Consider the following 19,968-nt stretch of genomic DNA (forward strand, 5'->3'; position numbering starts at 1 on the left):
GGTCGGCGGCGCGGTTGATGTCGTCGGGACCTCGCATCGTCGCGGCAGAACTTCACGACAACCGCGACGTTACGGCCAAGCTGCAAGTGGTTGCGGAAGCCAAGGAATATTTGCCCGGTGCAGCAAGCGGTTATTCGGCTTGACATTTAAAGCGCGTCAGGCAGAAAATTGATCATGGGGCTGCGATCACCCCACGAGGCTACGGCTGAAGAATCGCGTCCGTGAAACCGAGCCAACGGAGGACGCGCTATGCCGTCATTTCTGGAAATTACACCCGATAAGCTCAATCGTATGATCGGCACACCCAATTTGCCTGCGATTATCGACGTCCGTAATGACGAGGATTTCGCTGCCGATCCCCGTCTTGTTCCCAGTTCGATCCGTCGCGACTATCGAAGGGTGGCCGACTGGGCGAACGAACTGGCGGGGCCTGCCATCATTCTCTGTCAGAAAGGACAGAAACTCGCCCACGGAGTTGCTGCCCATCTGCGCGTGGTCGGAAAGGAGGCGGAGGTTCTCGAAGGCGGGTTCGAAGCGTGGCGCAGCGCGAAGTACATGCTGGTCGCCGAGGAAAAGCTGCCTCCCCGCGATGCCAAGGGGCGGACCGTATGGGTAACGAGGGCGCGGCCGAAGATCGATCGTATCGCTTGCCCATGGCTGATCCGGCGCTTCATCGATCCGTCAGCGATCTTCCTGTTTGTTCCCGCCACCGAAGTTTCGGCCGTCGCCGATCGCTTCATGGCGACGCCATTCGATATCGAAGATGTCTTCTGGAGCCATCGCGGCGACCTGTGCACCTTCGATGTCATGGTCGAGGAATTCGGTCTCGGCACAGAACCTCTCCTGCATCTTGCAACCATCGTACGGGGCGCCGATACCGCCCGGCCGGACCTGGCACCTGAAGTGCCGGGGCTGCTTGCGGCCTCGCTTGGGCTTTCGCGGATGTTCAACGACGACCTGCAGCAGTTGGAAGCCGGCATGGCGCTTTACGATGCCTTCTATCGTTGGTGTCGTGATGCGACGGAAGAGACGCACAACTGGCCAAATCCGAGGAAGATGTAAGAGACTATGACCGATCTCGCAAAAAATGCAGCCGAGCGATCAAGCGCGGCTGATCGGGACATCGTTCCCCTCCATGAGGCCATCAAGGTCTGGACCCGCGTTGCCGCCCTGAGTTTCGGCGGACCGGCTGGGCAGATCGCCGTCATGCACCGCATCGTCGTCGACGAGAAGAAATGGGTGGGAGAGCACAGGTTCCTTCATGCCCTGAACTACTGCATGTTGCTGCCGGGTCCGGAAGCGCATCAGCTTGCAATCTATATCGGCTGGCTGCTGAACAGGACCCTGGGTGGGATGATCGCCGGCATTCTGTTCGTCCTGCCCGGCTTCCTGGCAATTCTCGCGCTCAGTTATGTCTACGTCCTGTTCGGGAACCTGACCTTTATCGAAGGGATGTTCTTCGGGCTCAAATGCGCCGTGCTGGCGGTCGTCGTCCAGGCGGTCTTTCGCATCGGGAGCCGAGCCCTCAAGAGCAGGACTATGGTTGCTTTGGCCGCCGCTGCCTTCGTGGCAATCTTCTTCCTGCATGTTCCGTTCCCCATCATCATCGTTGGAGCGGGGATTATCGGTTACCTGGCCTCTCGGGCAGGGGGCGCCGCCTTCAAGATGGGCGGCGGGCACAAGTCGGGCTCCGGGACAATTCTGGAAGACAAGGACTCTGTTCTTGGCGAGGAGATCCCTTTGCACGCTCGACCAAACCTCGCCTGGTCTTTGAAGACCTCGGGTGCGTTGGCGGCCGCATGGCTCATTCCGGTTGCGGCCCTGCTGATGACGCTCGGCCCCGACAACGTCTTTTCCAAAATCGCGATATTCTTCAGCGAGATGGCAATCGTGACCTTTGGGGGCGCCTATGCCGTGCTGGCGTATGTCGCACAGGAGGCCGTGCAGCAATTAGGCTGGCTGCGGCCGGGCGAGATGCTGGACGGTCTGGGAATGGCGGAAACGACCCCCGGACCGCTGATCATGGTCACGCAGTTCGTTGGTTTCCTGGCAGGCTATCGCAATTCCGGCACGCTCAGCCCTCTTGCGGCGGCGACTTTCGCTGCCATGCTGACAACATGGGTCACCTTCCTGCCGAGCTTCCTTTGGATTTTTGCAGGTGCGCCGTTCATCGAGAAGATGCGCGGCAATGTCGCACTGACCGGCGCCATGTCTGCGATAACGGCAGCTGTCGTGGGCGTCATCCTGAACCTTGCTATTTGGTTCGGGCTCCATGTGCTGTTCCGCGAGACCGCGAGTTTCACCTATGGCTCCTGGACGATAGATGTGCCCGTCCTGATCTCGCTTTCATTGCCCTCGCTCATACTGACCCTGTTGGCCGCGATGGCCATCTTTCGCCTGAAGATGTCGGTGATAACGACTTTATTGGCATCCGCCGCCTTGGGCGTTGGCTGGACTGTCTTCGTTTCCTGACGGCAGAGACACTCACTGGGTCAGTGGCCCGGAAGGAGATTCGTGTCCTCCCGTGCATTTGCGGGGATCTCGTGACTGAGGCAGAATGCAGCCGTCAACAGGGAGCGAATGGAGTGGTGTACTCATGCTGATCGGCTCGTGTCATTGCGGCAAGGCGGGCTGGATGCTCGAAGGCGATCCAGGCTCGATTACTGCCTGCAACTGTACGCTCTGCCGGCGCTACGGCACGCTGTGGGCCTATGATTACGAAGGAGAGCGGGTCTCCGTCACGGGCCAGACTGCCTCCTATACCCGCGCCGGCAAGGACAGGCCGTCTCTCGAAATACTATTCTGTCCGTCCTGCGCCTGCGTGGTGAGCTGGCGCGGCCTGAGGCTGCAAAAGGATGGCCGCCGGCGCATGGCGGTCAATGTTCGGCTGGCGCCGCCGGATCTCGTTGCCGACTTGCCGATCGATCACTTCGATGGGCTCGACACGTTTGAAGACCTTCCTTCAGACGGGCGATGCGTGCGCGACCTTTGGTTTTGACGGCACGCCGAGATCATCTCAATTCGCCAATACCCGTGGCGAGGGGAAGGTGATCTCGACCAGCGTGCCCTCGTTAGGGGCCGAGTTGATCGAGAAAGTGGCGCGGTTGGCGTCGACCATCGCCTTGGTCAGAGGCAGTCCCAGGCCCGTGCCATCGCCGCGCTTGCGGGAATTGGTGGACACCTGCCGGAAGGGCTTCATCGCCTGCTCCAGCTCCGAGCGCGTCATGCCGACGCCGGTGTCGCGGATGCGCAGGACGACGCTGCCATTGCCCTCATACGCAGTCGATACGACGATCTGGCCGCCCGATGGCGTGAAGCGGATGGCATTCGAAAGGATGTTCAGCGCGATCTGCTTGATCGAGCGCAGATCGGCGACGACATTCGGCACGGCTTGGGACAGAGCGGTGCGGATGATGACACGCTGGCTGTTGGCCTGCGGCTGCACAAGCGACACCGCTTCGGTAATCGCTTCGTTCAGGCCGACCGAAGCGAAATCCAGATCCATCTCGCCGGCTTCGATCTTCGAGATATCGAGAAGGTCGTTCACGATGTCGAGCACATGGCGGCCGGAGCGGCCGATATCGGTGGCATATTCGACATAGCGCGAATGGCCGATCGGCCCGAAGCGCTCGCCGGCCATCATGTCGGAAAAGCCGATGATGGCGTTGAGCGGCGTGCGGATTTCATGGCTCACTCGGGCAAGGAAATCCGTCTTGTGGGCATTGGCGGTTTCGGCGGCGCGCTTGGCGTTGCGCAGCTCCTCTTCGGTCCGCTTCCATTGCGTGATGTCGCGGATGACGGCGCAGTAGCCGTTCGAGGAGTTGAGGCGCCCCATGGTCATGAACAGTGGCACGAAGCCGCCGGAAGCCTCGCGGCCGATCACTTCGCGGCCATCGTTGAGCACGCTGGCGACGCCATGGCCGGACAATCCGCCGAGATAATCGAGCACCGCCTTCTGGCTTTCATGCGCAAACAGCATGACGAAGGGCTTGCCGCGGGTTTCCTGGTCGTCATAGTTGAAGAGGGCGCTTGCCGAGCGGTTCATCGAGCGGATCTCGCCGTCCTGTCCGATGATGATCACGCCGTCGGTTGCCGTTTCCAGCGTCGAGCGCAGCTCCTCGATCTCCACCTGCAACTTGGCGACCTTTTCGAGGATGCGCTCGGGGCGGGCTTCTTCAGGAATTGGCTGCGGCGGCGGTGCCGGCGGCTCGCTTTTTTCCACCGGCATCAGCGCCAGCATCAGGGCTGTGCCGTCTTCCCACCGGATCGACTGCAGCCGGGCCGTCACCGGCACAAGCGCATCGTCGGCGCGCACGACCATCATCGTGCCGGGCTGCTCGGTCTTGCCCTCCAGGTCGTTGCGCTGCAGCAGCGCATCCAACCCGCCGACCTGTTCGAGTTCATCGAGGCTGTCATAGCCGGTCAGCCGCAGAAACTCCGGATTGCCGTGGATCAGGCGGTCACCGGCGTGGATGAGGATCGCGAGCGGCAGCTGGTCGACGATGTCGGAAGACAGGCCCGTGCGCATCTTCACGCGTGACGGAATGGCGTTGTTCAGGACATCGAGGGGGTCGAAATCCTCCTCCGGCTCGGCTGATGCCGGCGCAACTTCGGTGGTAGCCTCGTCAGCCGTTTTCAGGCTGTCATCATCCGCCGCCTCAATGAACGTCACGACCGGCGGCGATGCTCTTTCTTCTACACCCGGTATAGCCGGCTGCTGGTCGTCGACCTGGCCATTTTCATCGCTCGTTTCGGAGGTCTCGGAAAGGATCTCGTCTGCCGCATTCGGTTGCGGCGGGGTGTCGGCACCGTCCTCATGCCGTTCGTTACCGGGTTGCTCCCCAGACGGTTCCGCGTGTTTGCCCAAAGGTTCAAGCTGTCGGGCTATTTCGCGGAAGGCTGCCTGTTCGCTGAGTGAAAGGCCGGTCTGCGTCAATGTCCGGCGCTCATGCAGGCGAACGACCTTGTCCGACTCGCGGCGGTTCGGCGTCTCGGAAATTCGCAGGGCGGGCGGTTCGTAAGTGGGAGCCGGCTCGGTGTCTGCGCTATCCTGAGCGGAGCTCGCTAGTTCTTCTGTCGCCGGAGAGGTTTCAACTTCGGGGGCGAGGTGCTCGTTCGATACTGCCACTGCTTCCGGGGGCATTTCGGCATCGGTCGCGGCACCGTCAGCCGCCTGCGTGCCGAGAGCCATGCCGCGCTTCATCGGATCTTCGATGGCATCCGCCAGGCGGACGACGCCAAAGCCCCTGAAGCCATCGAATTCGCGGCTGCGTGTATAGGTCGGTAGGGCGGCAAGGTCGACCGGCACGGTCAGGCTCGTCCCTTCCACCGGCCAGTAGATCGTGCGGCCGGACCATGTGTCGCGCCGCGCCAGTAGTTCCGCGATCTTGCCATCCGGATCGAGATTGAAACGGCGGGCGACATCGGTAAAGGCCGTGCCGGCAATCTGGGCGGCATGCGGCCCCACCGCATCGGCAAATTCGCGCGAAACCTCGCTGAAATGGCCGGCGGCATCGATCTTCCAGACGAAACGGGTGGCGCGTCCGTTGCGCTTGAAATTGAAACCTTGTGCGGGCGTATTTTCGGCATCGGCATCGGCATCGGCATCGGCATCCGGCGAAGACGGCTCTTCAGCTGCCGTCGCCTCTGCGGCAGCATTATCTCCGCTGTCCTTCACGGTTTCCGGTTGATGCTCATCGGCGTGAGCTTCGGTTTCGGCCACTGCGTCGATCGCGATATCCTCATCGGCAGCCGCTTCCGTTCCGGCTTCGCTCGAGCTTCCGGCGGCCGGGGCCGCCTCCTGTTGCTCGTCCTCGCGATATTCCGGTGTCTCGTCCAGTTCCTCGATATCAGCCACCGCATCGATGACGTCGCCGAAGGGTGCGGCGGGCGCGAGCTTCGGCTCCTCATCCGGTGCTGCTGCCTCGAGCTCCTTGCGGGTTTCCTCCGCTTGCGGCTCGATGGCTGCAACGGGGCGGGCTTCGTCGGCAAGGCTTTCCGTCGGGTCGAGATGGCCAAGCACCGTTTCGACGACGAACAGCAGGTGTAGGGCCGGGATTTCGGAGAGCTTGCCGATGGCGGCGGGCAGATAACCACGCCCGGTCGGGATCGGTCGCTTGATCAGCCGATCCGGCTGTGCGCCGGCCATGGTCGTCATCATCCGCGCGGTCTGCGGCGTTACGCCAAGCGTCCTGAAACCGGCTGAGGCGGTAACGATTTCGCCATCGCGGCCGATGACGGCCATATGGGTATCGGGATCGTCGAACCCATCGATCATGCGCTTGGCGCATTCGGCTAATGTGAGCGGCTTTGAGGAGACCGGAGAGGAGAACAGCACCGCTTCTTCGCCGGCCTGGATGCGGATGAGTTCGACGGCCGCATTGACGACGGCCCGCTGGAAGCCCGAAGCCATGCGGATCAGAAATGTGCGCTGGTCGCCAACCGCGCCGAGGCCACGCGCCGTCGCCTCGATCTGGCGAAACGAGATGTCGCCGGACTTCGGTCCCTGCTCGATGAAATCGTAAATGATATTATAGCCGAAAAGGTTGGCGCCGGCGGCGTTTGCCCATAGCACGCGATCCATGCCGGTCGAGAACATGACCATGGCTTCACCGCGCGCGAAACGCTCCCGAACGCGGGGATGCACGGCAATGTCAATGAACGGATATTGAATTGCGGGCATTTTCCAACCTGTTTTGCGGGCGTAACCGCCTCTCGTGATTTAACGGTTTATTAATAACGGCACCCCGCTTTTCGGTCCAGCGAACGGTCCATTTTTCGGCCGGAAAGGTTAACGCCTTGTGCGGCGCACAATTATGTTGCATTGCACAATAATTTATATTATATACTCCTCACACAGGTTCACGGCGGGCCTCTCAGGAAGGCCCTTTTAGGAGCATAATCATGGCTACTGTAAAGAAAGACGACGTTTTTTCAACGGCGGCATTCGACCCGTCCAAGTTCTCCGAATCCTTCCGCGACTTCGCGGAAAAGGGCGCTGCCCAGTCCAAGGAAGCCTTTGCAAAGCTGAAGGCCGCCACCGAAGAGGCAGGCAAGACGGTTGAAGCAACCGTTCAGACTGCACAGGCTGGTTCCGTAGAAATCGGCCTCAAGGCTATCGACGTTCTGCGCACCAATGCTGAAAGCTCGCTGGCTCACATGGAAGCCCTGCTTCGCGTCAAGTCAGCGGCGGAACTCTTCGAACTTCAGACCGCTTTCATCCGCAAGCAGGCCGAAGTTACCGTCGAGCAGGCCAAATCCATTCAGGACACCACCAAGAAGGTTGCTGAAAAGCTGGCAAAGCCCGCCAAGGACGCCGCTGAAAAGGCAATGGCCTCCTTCAAGGCCTGATTATTTCCGGCAAGCCTCCCAAGGCACGAATGTCCCGTTCCCAGGTGAAAGCCTGGGGCGGGACTTTTCATTTGCAGCAGAAGCCGGCCTGGCCGGTATCTGGCCGCGCATCATCATTTGGATATCTGCAAAGCTTTTTCATATTGCGGGGAGATAGGACTTGAAATAATTTCAAAGTCCTCGTATGTCACCCCCGTTCGCGGCGACGCGAGCAAGTGCGGTTGTAGCTCAGTTGGTTAGAGCGCAGGTTTGTGGCACCTGAGGTCGGAGGTTCGAGACCCCCCAACCGTACCATTTTCTCCCCGGTTCGTTCGTAGAAGATGCCGACGCCTTTGGCCTTGCTGGCCTACTTCTTGTCTTCAGGCTTCTTCGAAACGTGGCCGGGCGATATCGGATCGCTTGCCGGAAAAGTCTCTTCCAGCGCTTCCTCCAGATAATCGTCCTGTTCCTTGTGTTCTTTCTCGTCCAGTTTCTGCTGCTTTTTGTCGCTCATCGTTCTGGCTCCTGGTCTCTCCGCGAAAATACTAGGCTTCACCCGGCCTTTGTCCAGCAGCAAGGCATGAGGGTGGCGACCGCGCCTCTATCGCAAACGCTGCCCGCATGCCCAAATTAACTTGGAACCGTCGGCATCGCTCATCGTTGTGTCCATATCGGCAAGCAGACGAAAGGAGCGGGCATGTCTGTACCGAACGAGCCTATTCCCGATACGCCTCCGATGCCGGAGCCAGGCTGGGCGCCGAAGCCGCCGATTGGAGAGCCGGAGCCGGACAGGTTGCCGGATGAAGCTCCCGTGCCCAACCCCGACGAGAACGAGGAGCCGCCGAAGCATGCGGAGGCTCAACCGCCGCATGCGCCATCATGGTGGTGCAGCTTGATGCCGTGACCATTGCCTCCGAGCCGGAGGTGCATCGATCAGCATGATTTCACAGGAAGATCCGCCGCTCCTCGCTGACCAACTCCTGCAAAAAGTCCGCAACAGTGCGCACACGCACGAGATCGCGAGCGCTTTCATGATAGGTCGTCCAGTAGGCACGCTTGATGGAGATATCAGGCAGAATGCGAGTCAGCTCCGGAAACTGCCTTGCGATATAATCATGTAGAATGCCGACGCCTGCGCCGGAACGCACTGCTTCCGTCTGGCCGATGGCTGTGGAGATCTCGAAGGAGGCGTCCCAGCTGCGCATGATCTCGCCGGAAAAATTGAGCGATGCCGTAAAGATCAGGTCTTCGACATAGCCGACGCGCGGATGCAGCTTCAGCGCCTCGACGCTGTCGGGCAATCCTGCCTGCTCGAGATAGGCTTTCGAAGCATAGAGCCCGAGCGTGTAATCCGTCAGTTTCGATGAGACCAAGCGTCCTTGCTCCGGCCGTTCCAGTGTGATGGCGATATCGGCCTCGCGCTGCGACAGCGAGAAGGAGCGGGGAACGGGCACGAGCTGAATGCGCAGCTCCGGATAGCGGGCGATCAGCCGCCCGAGCCGTGGCGCGAGGAAGGAGACCCCGAAGCCGTCGGGCGCGCCGATACGAACCGTGCCTGTGATCGCGCTATCGAGGTGACCGACGCTTGCCTGCGCGCGCAGCATCTCCGTTTCCATGCGCTCTGCCGCGTGAAGGAAGATCTCTCCTTCCGCCGTCAGGTCGCAGCCATTGGTGCGGCGCACGAGCAGCCGCGTCTTCAGCCGTTCCTCCAGCGTCGTCACGCGGCGGGAGAGGGTGGCGTGGTTGACGCCCAGCCGTTTCGAGGCGGCCAGGATCTGGCCTGTGCGCGCCACAGCCAGAAACATGCGGACGTCATCCCAATCCATCAGCACACATCCTTTTGCGCGTTCAGCCTTTGGTCTCGCGCATGTCGTTATCGCAAAAACCGCTATACACTTTTGCGCGACATGCTTTCGGACTTTAATTTTTGCACAACGGTTGCTTATAACAGCTCATTGATTTGTGCAAATTGAAGTGCCATCCTGTCAGCATCCAAGAAAACGAGGAGGCACATCCATGCGTGAGATCGGTCATTTCATCGGCGGCAAGCACGTCGCCGGCACGAGCGGACGCACGAGCAACGTCTATAATCCGGCAACCGGCGAAGTGCAGGCAACCGTCGCGCTCGCAAGCGTCGACGAACTGCGCGCAGCCGTCGAAAATGCCAAGGCTGCGCAGCCGAAATGGGCCGCCACCAACCCGCAGCGCCGCGCCCGCGTTTTCTTCAAGTTCGTCGAGCTTCTGAACCAGAACATGGACGAACTGGCGACCCTGCTCTCTTCGGAGCACGGCAAGACGGTCGAGGATTCCAAGGGCGATATCATCCGCGGTCTCGAAGTCTGCGAATTTGTCTGCGGCATTCCGCATCTGCAGAAGGGTGAGTTCACCGAAGGCGCCGGCCCGGCGATCGACATGTACTCCATCCGCCAGCCGGTCGGTGTCGGCGCCGGCATCACGCCGTTCAACTTCCCAGGCATGATCCCGATGTGGATGTTCGCGCCGGCGATCGCGTGCGGCAACGCCTTCATCCTCAAGCCGTCAGAGCGCGATCCGTCCTTGCCGATCCGCCTTGCCGAACTCATGATCGAAGCCGGCCTGCCGGCAGGCATCCTCAACGTGGTCAATGGCGACAAGGCTGCCGTTGATGCCATCCTGACCGATCCGGATATCGCTGCCGTCTCCTTCGTCGGCTCCACGCCGATCGCCCGCTACGTCTATGGCACGGCTGCGATGAACGGCAAGCGCGCCCAGTGCTTCGGCGGCGCCAAGAACCACATGATCATCATGCCCGACGCCGATATGGACCAGGCCGTCAATGCCCTGATGGGCGCCGGCTACGGCTCGGCCGGCGAGCGGTGCATGGCGGTATCGGTCGCGGTTCCGGTCGGCGAGGAGACGGCCAACCGTCTTGTCGAGAAGCTGGTTCCGAAGATCGAATCCCTGCGCATCGGCCCCTATACCGATGAGAAGGCCGACATGGGCCCGCTCGTCACCAAGGATGCCTATAACCGCGTCAACGGCCTGATCGACCGTGGCGTCGAAGAAGGTGCCAAGCTGGTCGTCGATGGCCGCGGTTTCAAGCTGCAGGGTTATGAAGACGGTTACTTCGTCGGCGGGACGCTGTTCGACCACGTCAAGCCGGACATGGACATCTACAAGACCGAGATCTTCGGGCCGGTCCTCTCGGTCGTTCGCGCCAAGAACTACGAGGAAGCCCTCGAACTGCCGATGAAGCATGAATACGGCAACGGTGTCGCCATCTATACGCGCGACGGCGATGCGGCCCGCGATTTCGCCTCGCGCATCAATATCGGCATGATCGGCATCAACGTCCCGATCCCGGTTCCGCTTGCCTACCACTCTTTCGGCGGCTGGAAGGCTTCGAGCTTCGGTGACCTCAACCAGCACGGCACGGACTCCATCAAGTTCTGGACGCGCACGAAGACGATCACCGCCCGCTGGCCGTCCGGTATCAAGGATGGCGCCGAATTCGTCATGCCGACGATGAAATAAGCATCGCAATCATTGGCTTCCATCGGCCGCCGTCCGGAATTTTTTCGGACGGCGGCTTTTTTATTGCGTTTGTTTTCGATGGAGTCATCTTGTCATTGCCGCTGTTTTCATTTAGAACAAAACAAGAACAACGGGAGGGCCGCGCGATGGCCGTGACCTATCAGATCGATTATCTCGAATTTCCGTCGAAAGACGGCCTGAAGACCCGCCGCTTCTTCGAGGAAGCCTTTGACTGGAGTTTTGTCAGCTATGGACCGACTTACCATGTCATCGAGGCGGCCGGAATAGATGCCGGCATAGACGGGGACGCGGGGGAGGCGGCCGGCACGCCTTTGCCCGTCGTGCGCACCACCGATTTGGAAGCTGCTCAGCGTGCCGTCGAATTCGCCGGCGGCGTCATCACCCGCCCGGCTTTCGATTTTCCGGGCGGTCGTCGGTTCCATTTCCGCGAACCGGGCGGCTGCGAAATGGCGGTCTGGATTTCCGTGCCCTAAGTTTCGGACATGGCCGGTTGGAGATCGGCATGGGCTGGATGGCCGGCTTTCTAAATAAGCTGAATATGAATTTCATATTTTGGAATTGTTCAAAACTAAGAAAGCCACTATATACGGGGCCAGCCCCTAAGCAGCCTCGATTCCAGGAGATCGGCATGCGTTTGACCAAGCAGACCAATTACGCAGTGCGCATGCTGATGTATTGCGCCGCTAATGAAGGCCATCTGAGCCGAATTCCGGAAATCGCCAGGGCATACAGCGTATCTGAGCTGTTTCTCTTCAAGATTCTGCAGCCGTTGACCAAGGCTGGCCTTGTCGAAACGGTGCGTGGCCGCAATGGCGGCGTGCGCCTTGGCAAGCCGGCGACCGATATCAGTCTGTTCGATGTCGTCCGTGTTACCGAAGACAGTTTCGCCATGGCGGAATGCTTCGAGGATGGCGTGGTGGAATGCCCGCTGGTCGATAGTTGCGGTCTCAACTCGGCGTTGCGCAAGGCGCTCAATGCTTTCTTCGACGTTCTGACCGAATATTCCATCGACGACCTCGTCAAGGCCCGCCCGCAGATCAACTTCCTCCTCGGCCTTACCGACAAGGATCATAAGGCGATTGCGAAGAAGCCGGTGGTTGCAGCCCCGGCCGCCTGATCAGTCCCCTGAAATTCGAACATGTTTCAGTCCGCAGTTACCGCCGGTAGCTGCGGATTTTCGCTTGTATTGCCTCCTATCCGGGCAATAGGCGGTTCGCGGATTGAAAGAGGAAAACGGCAAATCGTTCTGAATCTGCTAAAAGCGTGCAAATTTTTGCCAGAAAATTACCAATCCAGAGGTTTTTTCGTTCAAAAATTTCCAAACTCTAGAAATTGGAAAAATTTTAGGCGGCGCTTGTTGCTTTCAAACTTAAAATAAAGTTCCATCGGCGCGATCCGGATGGGAACCTCTGGTGGTGTCCACGGCTTCAAAAGAATAACAATCTGGGAAACGATATCATGAAAAAGATTTCTGTCCTGCTGGCAGTGACAGCCTTGGCTTCGGTCATGGCGACGTCCGCCTGGTCAAAAACGCTTGTCTATTGCTCGGAAAGCTCGCCGGAAGGTTTTGACCCGGGTCTCTACACCGGGGGCAATACTTTCGACGCCTCGTCGCGCACGGTCTATAGCCGCCTTGTCGAATTCAAGCATGGCAGCACCGAAATCGAGCCGGGCCTTGCCGAAAGCTGGACCGTGTCTCCGGACGGCAAGGAATACACCTTCAAGCTCCGCAAGGGCGTCAAGTTCCAGACCACCGATTTCTTTACGCCGACGCGCGACCTCAACGCCGATGACGTGATCTTCTCGATCAGCCGCCAGCTCGGCACGGACAGCCCCTGGGCGAAGTATGTCGCCGGCGGTACCTACGAATACGCCGATGGCATGGGCTTCCCGAAGCTCATCAAGTCGATCGACAAGGTTGACGATCTCACCGTCAAGTTCGTCCTTGACCGCCCGGAAGCTCCTTTCCTCGCCGACCTCGCTATGGACTTTGCCTCGATCCTGTCGAAGGAATATGCCGACAAGCTGCAGGCCGACAAGAAGATGGAGCAGCTGAACCAGCAGCCGCTCGGCACTGGCGCATTCACCTTCGTCGCCTATCAGCCGGATGCCGTCATCCGCTACAAGGCGAACGAAACCTACTTCAAGGGCAAGGAAAAGATCGACGATCTCGTCTTCGCGATCACGCCGGACGCCTCCGTTCGCGCACAGAAGCTGAAGTCCGGCGAATGCAACATCATGCCGTATCCGAATGCGGCCGATATCAAGGATCTGAAGGCCGACAAGAACCTCAAGGTTCTCGATCAGGCAGGCCTGAACGTTTCCTACCTTGCATACAACACGCTGGTTGCCCCGTTCGACAAGGTCGAAGTACGCAAGGCCATCAACATGGCCGTCAACAAGCAGGCGATCGTCGACGCCGTTTTCCAGGGCTCGGCCAAGGTTGCGACCAACCCGATCCCGCCGACCATGTGGTCCTACAACAAGGACGTCAAGGACGACGCGTTCAATCCGGAAGAAGCCAAGAAGCTGCTCGAAAAGGCCGGCGTCAAGGATCTCAGCATGAAGATCTGGGCGATGCCGGTGTCGCGCCCGTACATGCTGAACGCCCGCCGCGCTGCCGAACTCATGCAGGCGGACCTTGCGAAGATCGGCGTCAAGGTCGAGATCGTCACCTATGACTGGGCGCAGTACCTGAAGCTCTCCTCCGCTAAGGACCGCGATGGCGCGGCCATCCTCGGCTGGACCGGCGACAACGGCGACCCGGACAACTTCCTTGACACACTGCTCGGCTGCGATGCCGTTGGCGGCAACAACCGCGCGCAGTGGTGCAACAAGGAATTCGACGGTCTGGTGAAGAAGGCCAAGCAGACGGCTGACGTCAAGGAGCGCACCAAGCTCTACGAAGAGGCTCAGGTCGTCTTCAAGCGCGAAGCACCGTGGATGACGATCGATCACTCGGAAGTCTTCATGCCGATGACAAAGAATGTCACGGGCTACTTCCAGGATCCGCTCGGTATTCACCGCTTCGACGGCGTCGATATCGCCGAATAACGAAAAATCTGTGAGAATGCCCGGCTAGGACCGGGCGATCCGGCGGTCAGACACTCTGTCTGACCGCCGGAAAAATTTGGACATCTGCCATGTTGCGATTTCTTTTCAGCCGGCTAGCGGTGCTGATCCCGACATTCCTCGGCGTATCGATCGTCGCCTTCTCTTTCATCCGCCTGCTTCCCGGCGATCCTGTCATGCTGCTGTCGGGCGAACGCGTCATGTCGCCGGAACGTCATGCGCAGATCTCGCACGATCTCGGCTACGACCAGCCGATGGTCGTGCAGTACGGCCGATATATCTGGAATGCCCTTCATGGCGATCTCGGCACCTCGATCACGACAAAGCGTGACGTGCTGACCGACTTTTTGACCTTCTTCCCCGCCACGCTCGAGCTGTCGATCTGTGCCATGATCCTCGCGATCTGTCTTGGCATACCGGCCGGCGTTTTCGCTGCCGTAAAGCGCGGCACATGGTTTGACCAGAGCGTCATGGGCGTCGCCCTCGTCGGCTATTCCATGCCGATCTTCTGGTGGGGCCTGCTGCTGATCATCGTCTTCAACGGTTATTTGCACTGGACGCCGGTTTCGGGCCGCATCGGGCTCATCTATTTCTTCAAGCCGATCACCGGCTTCATGCTGATCGACAGCCTGCTGTCCGGCCAGAAGGGCGCCTTCTGGTCCGCTTTCAATTCGCTGATCCTGCCGACCATCGTGCTTGGCACGATCCCGCTCGCCGTCATCGCCCGCCAGACGCGCTCGGCGATGCTCGAAGTGCTCGGCGAGGATTATGTACGTACGGCCCGCTCCAAGGGCCTCTCGCCGCTGCGCGTCGTTTCCGTGCACGCATTGCGAAATGCGATGATCCCCGTCGTCACCACGATCGGCCTGCAGGTCGGCGTGCTGCTCGGCGGCGCCATCCTGACGGAAAGCATCTTCTCCTGGCCGGGTATCGGCAAATGGATGATCGATGCGGTCTTCAAGCGCGATTATCCGGTGGTGCAGGGCGGTCTGTTGCTGATCGCCGGCATCGTCATGCTCGTCAATCTTGCTGTCGACCTGCTCTACGGCTTCGTCAATCCACGCATTCGTCACTAGGAGCGGCCCATGAGCACGGTTAGCGTCAAAACGGTTAGTGTCAAATCCGACCGTCCTTCCGCTCTTGCGGAGTTCTGGTATTATTTCTCTCGCAACAAGGGCGCCGTCATCGGCCTTGCGATCTTCCTTTTCGTCCTGTTTCTGGCGATTTTCGCCGGTCTCGTAGCGCCGCATAATCCCGATGTGGCCTATGGCAGCGACATGCAGCGCCTGCCGCCCGCCTGGGCGGAGGGCGGCAACAGCAGCTTCCTACTTGGCACCGATGCCAATGGCCGCGATCTCCTGTCGCGCCTCATCTATGGCACACGCTTCTCGCTGTTCATCGGCCTCGTCGTTGCCTCGCTTTCAGCACTCGCCGGCATCCTGATCGGTCTCGTCGCCGGCTATGTGCGTGGCCGTGTCGATACGATCATCATGCGCATCATGGATATCATTCTCGCTGTCCCCTCGTTGCTGCTCGCCCTGGTGCTGGTGGCAATCCTTGGGCCGGGCCTGACCAATGCGATGATCGCGATCTCCATTGTCAACCAACCGCACTTTGTTCGCCTGACGCGCGCCTCCGTCATGGCCGAGCGCGACAAGGAATATGTTATCGCCTCGCGCGTTGCCGGCGCCGGTCCGCTGCGGCTGATGTTCAAGACGATCCTGCCGAATTGTCTCGGTCCGCTGATCGTGCAGGCGACGCTCGCCTTCTCGTCGGCCATTCTCGATGCGGCCGCTCTCGGCTTTCTCGGTCAAGGCGCCCAGCCGCCGACGCCGGAATGGGGCACGATGCTCGCCGACTCCCGCGAATTCTTCCAGAGCAACCCTTGGCTCGTTACTTTCCCCGGTCTCTGCATCCTGATCACGGTGCTCGCCATCAATCTGATGGGCGACGGCCTGCGCGATGCGTTCGACCCGAAGCTAAAGAGGTCGTAATGGCACTTCTCGATATTGAAAACCTCTCCGTTGAATTCCAGACCTCGTCCGGCTTGTTCCGGGCCGTCGATGGCGTCTCGCTGACGTGCGACAAAGGAGAAATCCTCTCGATCGTCGGCGAATCCGGTTCCGGCAAATCCGTATCCATGCTTGCCATGATGGGCCTTCTGCCCTGGACGGCGAAGATCACCGCCGACCGCATGATGTTCGATGGCAAGGATCTTCGCGGTATCTCCTCGCGTCAGCGCCGCAAGATCATCGGCAAGGACATGGCGATGATCTTCCAGGAGCCGATGTCGAGCCTCAACCCGTGCTTCACGGTCGGCTTCCAGCTCGGCGAGACGCTCCGCATCCATATGGGCCTTGACCGCAAGGCTCGCCGCGAACGCTCGATCGAACTCTTGAATCTCGTCGGCATTCCAGCCCCTGCGGATCGCCTGTCGAACTTCCCGCATCAGATGTCCGGTGGCATGAGCCAGCGCGTCATGATCGCCATGGCGCTCGCCTGCAATCCGAAGCTTCTGATTGCCGATGAGCCCACGACCGCACTCGACGTGACGATACAGGCGCAGATCCTCGACCTACTCGTGCGCCTTCAGCGGGAGCAGGGCATGGCGCTCGTGCTCATCACGCATGACATGGGCGTCGTCGCCGAAACGGCAGAGCGCGTACAGGTGCAATATGCCGGCCAGAAGGTCGAGGAGCAGCCGGTCAAGGAACTGTTCCGCGATCCGCACCATCCCTATACGGCAGCCCTTCTTTCGGCTCTGCCGGAGCGCGCCGAAGTCGGCGAGCGTCTGCCGTCGATTGCCGGCGTCGTTCCCGGTCAGCACGATCGACCGACGGGCTGTCTCTTTGCGCCACGCTGCTCCTTTGCAACGCCGGAATGCGACAAGGGCGTGAGGCGCCAGGGGCCTGAGCTGGGCGTAGCCTTATGCAATTATCCGCTGCAACATGGCAAGCCACTCGGCCACCCCGGCATTGTCGCCACGCAAAAAGCAGGAGGTGCCGCATGACCGGCGCTGTTCTCGAAGGGCGCGATCTCGCCCGCTTCTACACCGTCAAGCGCGGCACCTTCAAACCGGAAGCGACGGTCAAGGCGCTGAACGGCGTCAGCTTCAGCCTGCAGTCGGGCCGCACGCTCGCTGTCGTCGGCGAATCCGGCTGCGGTAAGTCGACGCTCGCTCGCCTCGTGACGATGATCGAAAATCCGACGGCCGGCGAATTGCTGATCGACGGCAAGCCCGCCAGGCTCGGCGACCGCAGCCTGCGTAGTGCCGTGCAGATCGTGTTTCAGAACCCTTATGGCTCGCTGAACCCGCGCCAGAAGGTCGGCTCCATCCTGGAAGAGCCGCTGAAGATCAACACGGATGATGATGCCGCCACCCGACGCCGCAAGGTGGAGGAGATGATGGCGCGTGTCGGTCTGCGTCCGGAACACTATGATCGTTACCCGCATATGTTCTCGGGCGGCCAGCGCCAGCGCATCGCCATCGCGCGTGCCCTGATGCTGCGGCCGAAGGTGCTGGTGCTCGATGAGCCGGTGTCCGCACTCGATCTGTCGATCCAGGCGCAGGTCCTGAACTTGCTGATGGATCTGCAGAAGGAGATGGGCCTTGCCTACCTTTTTATCTCGCATGGCCTTTCCGTCGTCCGTCACATCGCAGACGACGTGATGGTTATGTATCTCGGACGTCCGGTGGAAACCGGCACGGCGGACGAGGTCTTCAACCGGCCGCGCCATCCCTATACCGCCGCCCTTCTGTCGGCGACGCCGATCGCCGATCCGGATCGCGAAAAGAACCGCATCCGCCTGCAGGGTGAATTGCCGTCACCGCTCAACCCGCCGAAGGGATGCCATTTCAATCCGCGCTGCTGGCGTGCCCAGGACAAGTGCCGGCAGGTCGAACCGGAACTGGTGGGCGACGGAACGCATAAATTTTCCTGTTTCTTTCCGCTGGATTGATCCAAGTTGTGAGTCGGGCAGATGTCGCTTTGCCGCCGATTGGCTTGCTCCGTCGATCCCTCGCCCCGTTTACGGGGAGAGGGCTAGGGTGAGGGGCCAGGCAATCGGATGCGTCGACGCCAGACCCGCCTGACGATCATTGGCATCCGTCATTCAAGGCAGAAGACAACATGAGTGAAACATCCAAGACACCCCTCGCCATCATCGTCATGGGTGTGAGCGGCAGTGGCAAATCCTCGATCGGTGAGGGTGTAGCGGCCCGGCTCGGCATCCACTTCATCGAAGGCGATGCTCTCCATCCGGCAGCCAATGTCGAGAAGATGAGCAAGGGCATTCCGCTGACGGATGAGGATCGCTGGCCTTGGCTCGAAAAGATCGGCCAGGAAATATCGGCAAGCCTTGCGAAAGGCGAAGGCGTTGCCGTGACCTGCTCGGCGCTGAAGCACGTCTATCGCGAGCGCCTGCGGGCATCCGCCGGCGGTCACCTCTATTTCATCTATCTCGAAGGCTCCAAAGAGCTGCTGACGAAGCGCATGGGCGAGCGCAAGGGGCATTTCATGCCGACCTCGCTGCTCGAAAGCCAATTGCAGACGCTGGAAGTACCGACGGGCGAGCCCGGTGTCGTCACCGTCGACATCGACGCCACGATCGAAGAGATCGTCGATGCGTCTGTCAAAAGCCTCCGGGCAATCCTCTAAAGCAATTCCAGGAAAAGTGCGTAGCGGCTTTCCGTGCGGAATTGCGTGAGATAGAGCGGTTCAGGGCGCAAACCGGCCCGGAGCGTAAGCCGAAATATCGATGAACGGCTTCTCGCCGGTGATGAGTTCGGCAAGCACTCGGCCGGTCACAGGCCCGAGCGTGAGGCCGTGATGGGCATGCCCGAAGGCGAACCATAGGCCGTTATGGCGCGGCGCCTTGCCGATGATCGGCATCATGTCGGGCGTGCAGGGCCGTGCTCCCATCCAGGGTTCCGGATCGAGCCGTTCGCCGAGCGGGAAGGTGGTGCGCGCGACGGCCTCGGCACGGTCGAGCTGGACCGGTGTCTTGGGAGCATCGCGCAGGGCGAATTCGGCGCCGGTCGTCAGCCGGATGCCCCGGCTCATCGGCGCCAGAAGATAGCCGCGCTCGGCATCCAGCGTCCAGTTGTTGAGGATGGCGTCGCCCTCAGTGGCGTAATGCATGTGATAGCCGCGCTTGACGCCGAGCGGGAAGGCATAGCCGAAGCGTTTCGTGACGATATCGGCCCAGGGGCCGAGTGCGACGACGACGTCCTCCGCCTCGATCGACCCTTCCGCCGTCACCATTCTCCAGGCCGAGCCGGCCATTCCGAGCGAGACGGCATCTCCCGTCGTCACACGCCCGCCAATGCTTTCGAAATATCGGCGATAGGCTGATGTCAGCCCGTGCGGGTCAAGCACCGACCAGGGATCACGCCAGCGCAGGGCACCGGAAAAATTGCCTCTGAGATGCGGCTCCATGGTTGTGATCTCCGCACCGCTCAAAGCGTCGTAGCCGATCCCGAATTCGCGGTTGAGACGCACCGCTTCTGCAAACTCGGCGTCGCGCTTCTCGTTCGAACGGAACAGCTCCACCCAGCCGTTTTTACGAATGAGCTCTTCGGCATGCGAGGCTTCGATGAGATCGTTGTGCTCGCTGACGGAATGTTCGATCAGCGGCGCATAGGCACGCGAAATCATCTCGTGGCGCTTGGTATTGGAGTTCCACCAATAGCGGGCGAGAAAGGCGATCTGCGCCGGCAGAGCGCGCAGATGGTAATGCGCGTCGATGCGATTGTTGAAGGCATAGCGCAGCAGCAGGCCGAATTGCTGCGGGAAGCCATAAGGCACCACGCCCTCGCGCTGAATGAGGCCGGCATTGCCGAAGGATGTTCCCTGGCCTGGTGGCTGACGATCGACTAGGACGACTTGCCGTCCTCGCCGCTGCAGATGGATTGCCGTCGAAACGCCGACGATGCCCGCACCGAGAACGATTGCGTCCTTTGTCATCTTATCCTGCTATCCGCATGCTCTTTGCATTCTCGCCCAGTCCTTGCTCATAGCCTGGACCGCGCTC

The 19,968-nt window shown here is 60.3% G+C and carries 19 protein-coding genes and 1 tRNA gene; 16 read left to right on the top strand and 4 right to left on the bottom strand.

Annotated elements, in window-relative coordinates:
- Window positions 1-17 precede the first annotated feature (17 nt).
- From RTCIAT899_RS34385 to RTCIAT899_RS03600, 4 genes are all read left to right on the top strand, one after another.
- The gene (locus RTCIAT899_RS34385) at window positions 18-143 is read left to right on the top strand and encodes a hypothetical protein (RefSeq protein WP_280117188.1); all 126 of its coding nucleotides are present in this window, start codon (window positions 18-20) and stop codon (window positions 141-143) included.
- Between the two features lie 106 nt (window positions 144-249).
- On the top strand, window positions 250-1,062 hold the full coding sequence (locus tag RTCIAT899_RS03590) for a chromate resistance protein ChrB domain-containing protein (protein ID WP_015338863.1): 813 nt from the start codon (window positions 250-252) through the stop codon (window positions 1,060-1,062).
- A 6-nt stretch (window positions 1,063-1,068) separates the two neighbouring features.
- On the top strand, window positions 1,069-2,472 hold the full coding sequence (chrA, locus tag RTCIAT899_RS03595; RefSeq protein ID WP_015338864.1) for a chromate efflux transporter: 1,404 nt from the start codon (window positions 1,069-1,071) through the stop codon (window positions 2,470-2,472).
- 124 nt (window positions 2,473-2,596) lie between these two features.
- Window positions 2,597-2,998: a GFA family protein gene (locus RTCIAT899_RS03600; RefSeq protein WP_015338865.1), complete on the top strand. Its 402-nt coding sequence runs from the start codon at window positions 2,597-2,599 to the stop codon at window positions 2,996-2,998.
- A gap of 18 nt (window positions 2,999-3,016) precedes the next feature.
- Here the strand turns inward: RTCIAT899_RS03600 and RTCIAT899_RS03605 are convergent, their stop codons facing one another.
- Window positions 3,017-6,682, bottom strand: a complete 3,666-nt coding sequence (locus tag RTCIAT899_RS03605) for an ATP-binding protein (RefSeq protein ID WP_015338866.1) — start codon at window positions 6,680-6,682, stop codon at window positions 3,017-3,019.
- Window positions 6,683-6,903: 221 nt separating this feature from the next.
- Between RTCIAT899_RS03605 and RTCIAT899_RS03610 the strand changes: the two genes are divergently transcribed.
- Together RTCIAT899_RS03610 and RTCIAT899_RS03615 are read left to right on the top strand one after the other, a co-directional pair.
- Complete coding sequence (locus RTCIAT899_RS03610) at window positions 6,904-7,350, top strand: phasin (protein WP_015338867.1); 447 nt, start codon at window positions 6,904-6,906, stop codon at window positions 7,348-7,350.
- Between the two features lie 217 nt (window positions 7,351-7,567).
- Window positions 7,568-7,644, top strand: a tRNA-His gene (locus tag RTCIAT899_RS03615).
- Between the two features lie 52 nt (window positions 7,645-7,696).
- On the opposite strand, the gene RTCIAT899_RS33740 is transcribed toward RTCIAT899_RS03615, so the two are convergent.
- The gene (locus RTCIAT899_RS33740) at window positions 7,697-7,843 is read right to left on the bottom strand and encodes a hypothetical protein (protein ID WP_015338868.1); all 147 of its coding nucleotides are present in this window, start codon (window positions 7,841-7,843) and stop codon (window positions 7,697-7,699) included.
- 183 nt (window positions 7,844-8,026) lie between these two features.
- Between RTCIAT899_RS33740 and RTCIAT899_RS31830 the strand changes: the two genes are divergently transcribed.
- The gene (locus RTCIAT899_RS31830; protein ID WP_015338869.1) at window positions 8,027-8,233 is read left to right on the top strand and encodes a hypothetical protein; all 207 of its coding nucleotides are present in this window, start codon (window positions 8,027-8,029) and stop codon (window positions 8,231-8,233) included.
- Window positions 8,234-8,273: 40 nt separating this feature from the next.
- Here RTCIAT899_RS31830 and RTCIAT899_RS03620 read toward each other — a convergent pair whose 3' ends face one another.
- The gene (locus tag RTCIAT899_RS03620) at window positions 8,274-9,155 is read right to left on the bottom strand and encodes a LysR family transcriptional regulator (RefSeq protein ID WP_015338870.1); all 882 of its coding nucleotides are present in this window, start codon (window positions 9,153-9,155) and stop codon (window positions 8,274-8,276) included.
- Window positions 9,156-9,345: 190 nt separating this feature from the next.
- Here RTCIAT899_RS03620 and RTCIAT899_RS03625 point away from each other — a divergent pair, with 190 nt between their 5' ends.
- The 9 genes from RTCIAT899_RS03625 to RTCIAT899_RS03665 all read left to right on the top strand — a co-directional run bounded on the left by RTCIAT899_RS03625 (window position 9,346) and on the right by RTCIAT899_RS03665 (window position 18,593).
- Window positions 9,346-10,842 (top strand): CoA-acylating methylmalonate-semialdehyde dehydrogenase, encoded by a 1,497-nt coding sequence (locus RTCIAT899_RS03625; RefSeq protein WP_015338871.1) that lies wholly within the window; start codon window positions 9,346-9,348, stop codon window positions 10,840-10,842.
- Between the two features lie 146 nt (window positions 10,843-10,988).
- Window positions 10,989-11,336, top strand: coding sequence for a VOC family protein (locus tag RTCIAT899_RS03630; RefSeq protein ID WP_015338872.1), 348 nt, complete (start codon window positions 10,989-10,991; stop codon window positions 11,334-11,336).
- A gap of 155 nt (window positions 11,337-11,491) precedes the next feature.
- Entirely contained in the window at window positions 11,492-11,980 is a 489-nt protein-coding gene (rirA, locus tag RTCIAT899_RS03635; protein ID WP_015338873.1) for an iron-responsive transcriptional regulator RirA, read from the top strand.
- Between the two features lie 341 nt (window positions 11,981-12,321).
- Window positions 12,322-13,917 carry an ABC transporter substrate-binding protein gene (locus RTCIAT899_RS03640; protein WP_015338874.1) on the top strand — a complete coding sequence of 532 codons (1,596 nt, stop codon included), beginning with the start codon at window positions 12,322-12,324 and terminating at the stop codon, window positions 13,915-13,917.
- An 89-nt stretch (window positions 13,918-14,006) separates the two neighbouring features.
- Window positions 14,007-15,011: an ABC transporter permease subunit gene (locus tag RTCIAT899_RS03645; RefSeq protein ID WP_015338875.1), complete on the top strand. Its 1,005-nt coding sequence runs from the start codon at window positions 14,007-14,009 to the stop codon at window positions 15,009-15,011.
- Between the two features lie 9 nt (window positions 15,012-15,020).
- Window positions 15,021-15,929 (top strand): ABC transporter permease subunit, encoded by a 909-nt coding sequence (locus tag RTCIAT899_RS03650; RefSeq protein WP_015338876.1) that lies wholly within the window; start codon window positions 15,021-15,023, stop codon window positions 15,927-15,929.
- Window positions 15,929-16,945: an ABC transporter ATP-binding protein gene (locus RTCIAT899_RS03655; protein ID WP_015338877.1), complete on the top strand. Its 1,017-nt coding sequence runs from the start codon at window positions 15,929-15,931 to the stop codon at window positions 16,943-16,945. The genes RTCIAT899_RS03650 and RTCIAT899_RS03655 overlap by 1 nt, the downstream gene beginning before the upstream one ends.
- A complete protein-coding gene (locus RTCIAT899_RS03660; RefSeq protein WP_015338878.1) occupies window positions 16,942-17,895 on the top strand; it encodes a peptide ABC transporter ATP-binding protein in 954 nt (317 codons plus the stop codon). Before RTCIAT899_RS03655 ends, RTCIAT899_RS03660 begins: the two co-directional genes overlap by 4 nt.
- A gap of 170 nt (window positions 17,896-18,065) precedes the next feature.
- The gene (locus RTCIAT899_RS03665) at window positions 18,066-18,593 is read left to right on the top strand and encodes a gluconokinase (RefSeq protein WP_015338879.1); all 528 of its coding nucleotides are present in this window, start codon (window positions 18,066-18,068) and stop codon (window positions 18,591-18,593) included.
- 60 nt (window positions 18,594-18,653) lie between these two features.
- On the opposite strand, the gene RTCIAT899_RS03670 is transcribed toward RTCIAT899_RS03665, so the two are convergent.
- A complete protein-coding gene (locus RTCIAT899_RS03670) occupies window positions 18,654-19,901 on the bottom strand; it encodes an NAD(P)/FAD-dependent oxidoreductase (protein ID WP_015338880.1) in 1,248 nt (415 codons plus the stop codon).
- Between the last annotated feature and the right edge of the window lie 67 nt (window positions 19,902-19,968).

Origin of the sequence: Rhizobium tropici CIAT 899, from assembly GCF_000330885.1 — a bacterium.
Taxonomy (GTDB): Bacteria; Pseudomonadota; Alphaproteobacteria; order Rhizobiales; family Rhizobiaceae; genus Rhizobium; species Rhizobium tropici.

Bases quoted from the DNA above. Each gene is read 5' to 3' on its own strand.
- RTCIAT899_RS34385 (WP_280117188.1), top strand. From the start codon at position 18: ATGTCGTCGGGACCTCGCATCGTCGCGGCAGAACTTCACGACAACCGC.
- RTCIAT899_RS03590 (WP_015338863.1), top strand. From the start codon at position 250: ATGCCGTCATTTCTGGAAATTACACCCGATAAGCTCAATCGTATGATC.
- chrA (WP_015338864.1), top strand. From the start codon at position 1,069: ATGACCGATCTCGCAAAAAATGCAGCCGAGCGATCAAGCGCGGCTGAT.
- RTCIAT899_RS03600 (WP_015338865.1), top strand. From the start codon at position 2,597: ATGCTGATCGGCTCGTGTCATTGCGGCAAGGCGGGCTGGATGCTCGAA.
- RTCIAT899_RS03605 (WP_015338866.1), bottom strand. From the start codon at position 6,682: ATGCCCGCAATTCAATATCCGTTCATTGACATTGCCGTGCATCCCCGC.
- RTCIAT899_RS03610 (WP_015338867.1), top strand. From the start codon at position 6,904: ATGGCTACTGTAAAGAAAGACGACGTTTTTTCAACGGCGGCATTCGAC.
- RTCIAT899_RS33740 (WP_015338868.1), bottom strand. From the start codon at position 7,843: ATGAGCGACAAAAAGCAGCAGAAACTGGACGAGAAAGAACACAAGGAA.
- RTCIAT899_RS31830 (WP_015338869.1), top strand. From the start codon at position 8,027: ATGTCTGTACCGAACGAGCCTATTCCCGATACGCCTCCGATGCCGGAG.
- RTCIAT899_RS03620 (WP_015338870.1), bottom strand. From the start codon at position 9,155: ATGGATTGGGATGACGTCCGCATGTTTCTGGCTGTGGCGCGCACAGGC.
- RTCIAT899_RS03625 (WP_015338871.1), top strand. From the start codon at position 9,346: ATGCGTGAGATCGGTCATTTCATCGGCGGCAAGCACGTCGCCGGCACG.
- RTCIAT899_RS03630 (WP_015338872.1), top strand. From the start codon at position 10,989: ATGGCCGTGACCTATCAGATCGATTATCTCGAATTTCCGTCGAAAGAC.
- rirA (WP_015338873.1), top strand. From the start codon at position 11,492: ATGCGTTTGACCAAGCAGACCAATTACGCAGTGCGCATGCTGATGTAT.
- RTCIAT899_RS03640 (WP_015338874.1), top strand. From the start codon at position 12,322: ATGAAAAAGATTTCTGTCCTGCTGGCAGTGACAGCCTTGGCTTCGGTC.
- RTCIAT899_RS03645 (WP_015338875.1), top strand. From the start codon at position 14,007: ATGTTGCGATTTCTTTTCAGCCGGCTAGCGGTGCTGATCCCGACATTC.
- RTCIAT899_RS03650 (WP_015338876.1), top strand. From the start codon at position 15,021: ATGAGCACGGTTAGCGTCAAAACGGTTAGTGTCAAATCCGACCGTCCT.
- RTCIAT899_RS03655 (WP_015338877.1), top strand. From the start codon at position 15,929: ATGGCACTTCTCGATATTGAAAACCTCTCCGTTGAATTCCAGACCTCG.
- RTCIAT899_RS03660 (WP_015338878.1), top strand. From the start codon at position 16,942: ATGACCGGCGCTGTTCTCGAAGGGCGCGATCTCGCCCGCTTCTACACC.
- RTCIAT899_RS03665 (WP_015338879.1), top strand. From the start codon at position 18,066: ATGAGTGAAACATCCAAGACACCCCTCGCCATCATCGTCATGGGTGTG.
- RTCIAT899_RS03670 (WP_015338880.1), bottom strand. From the start codon at position 19,901: ATGACAAAGGACGCAATCGTTCTCGGTGCGGGCATCGTCGGCGTTTCG.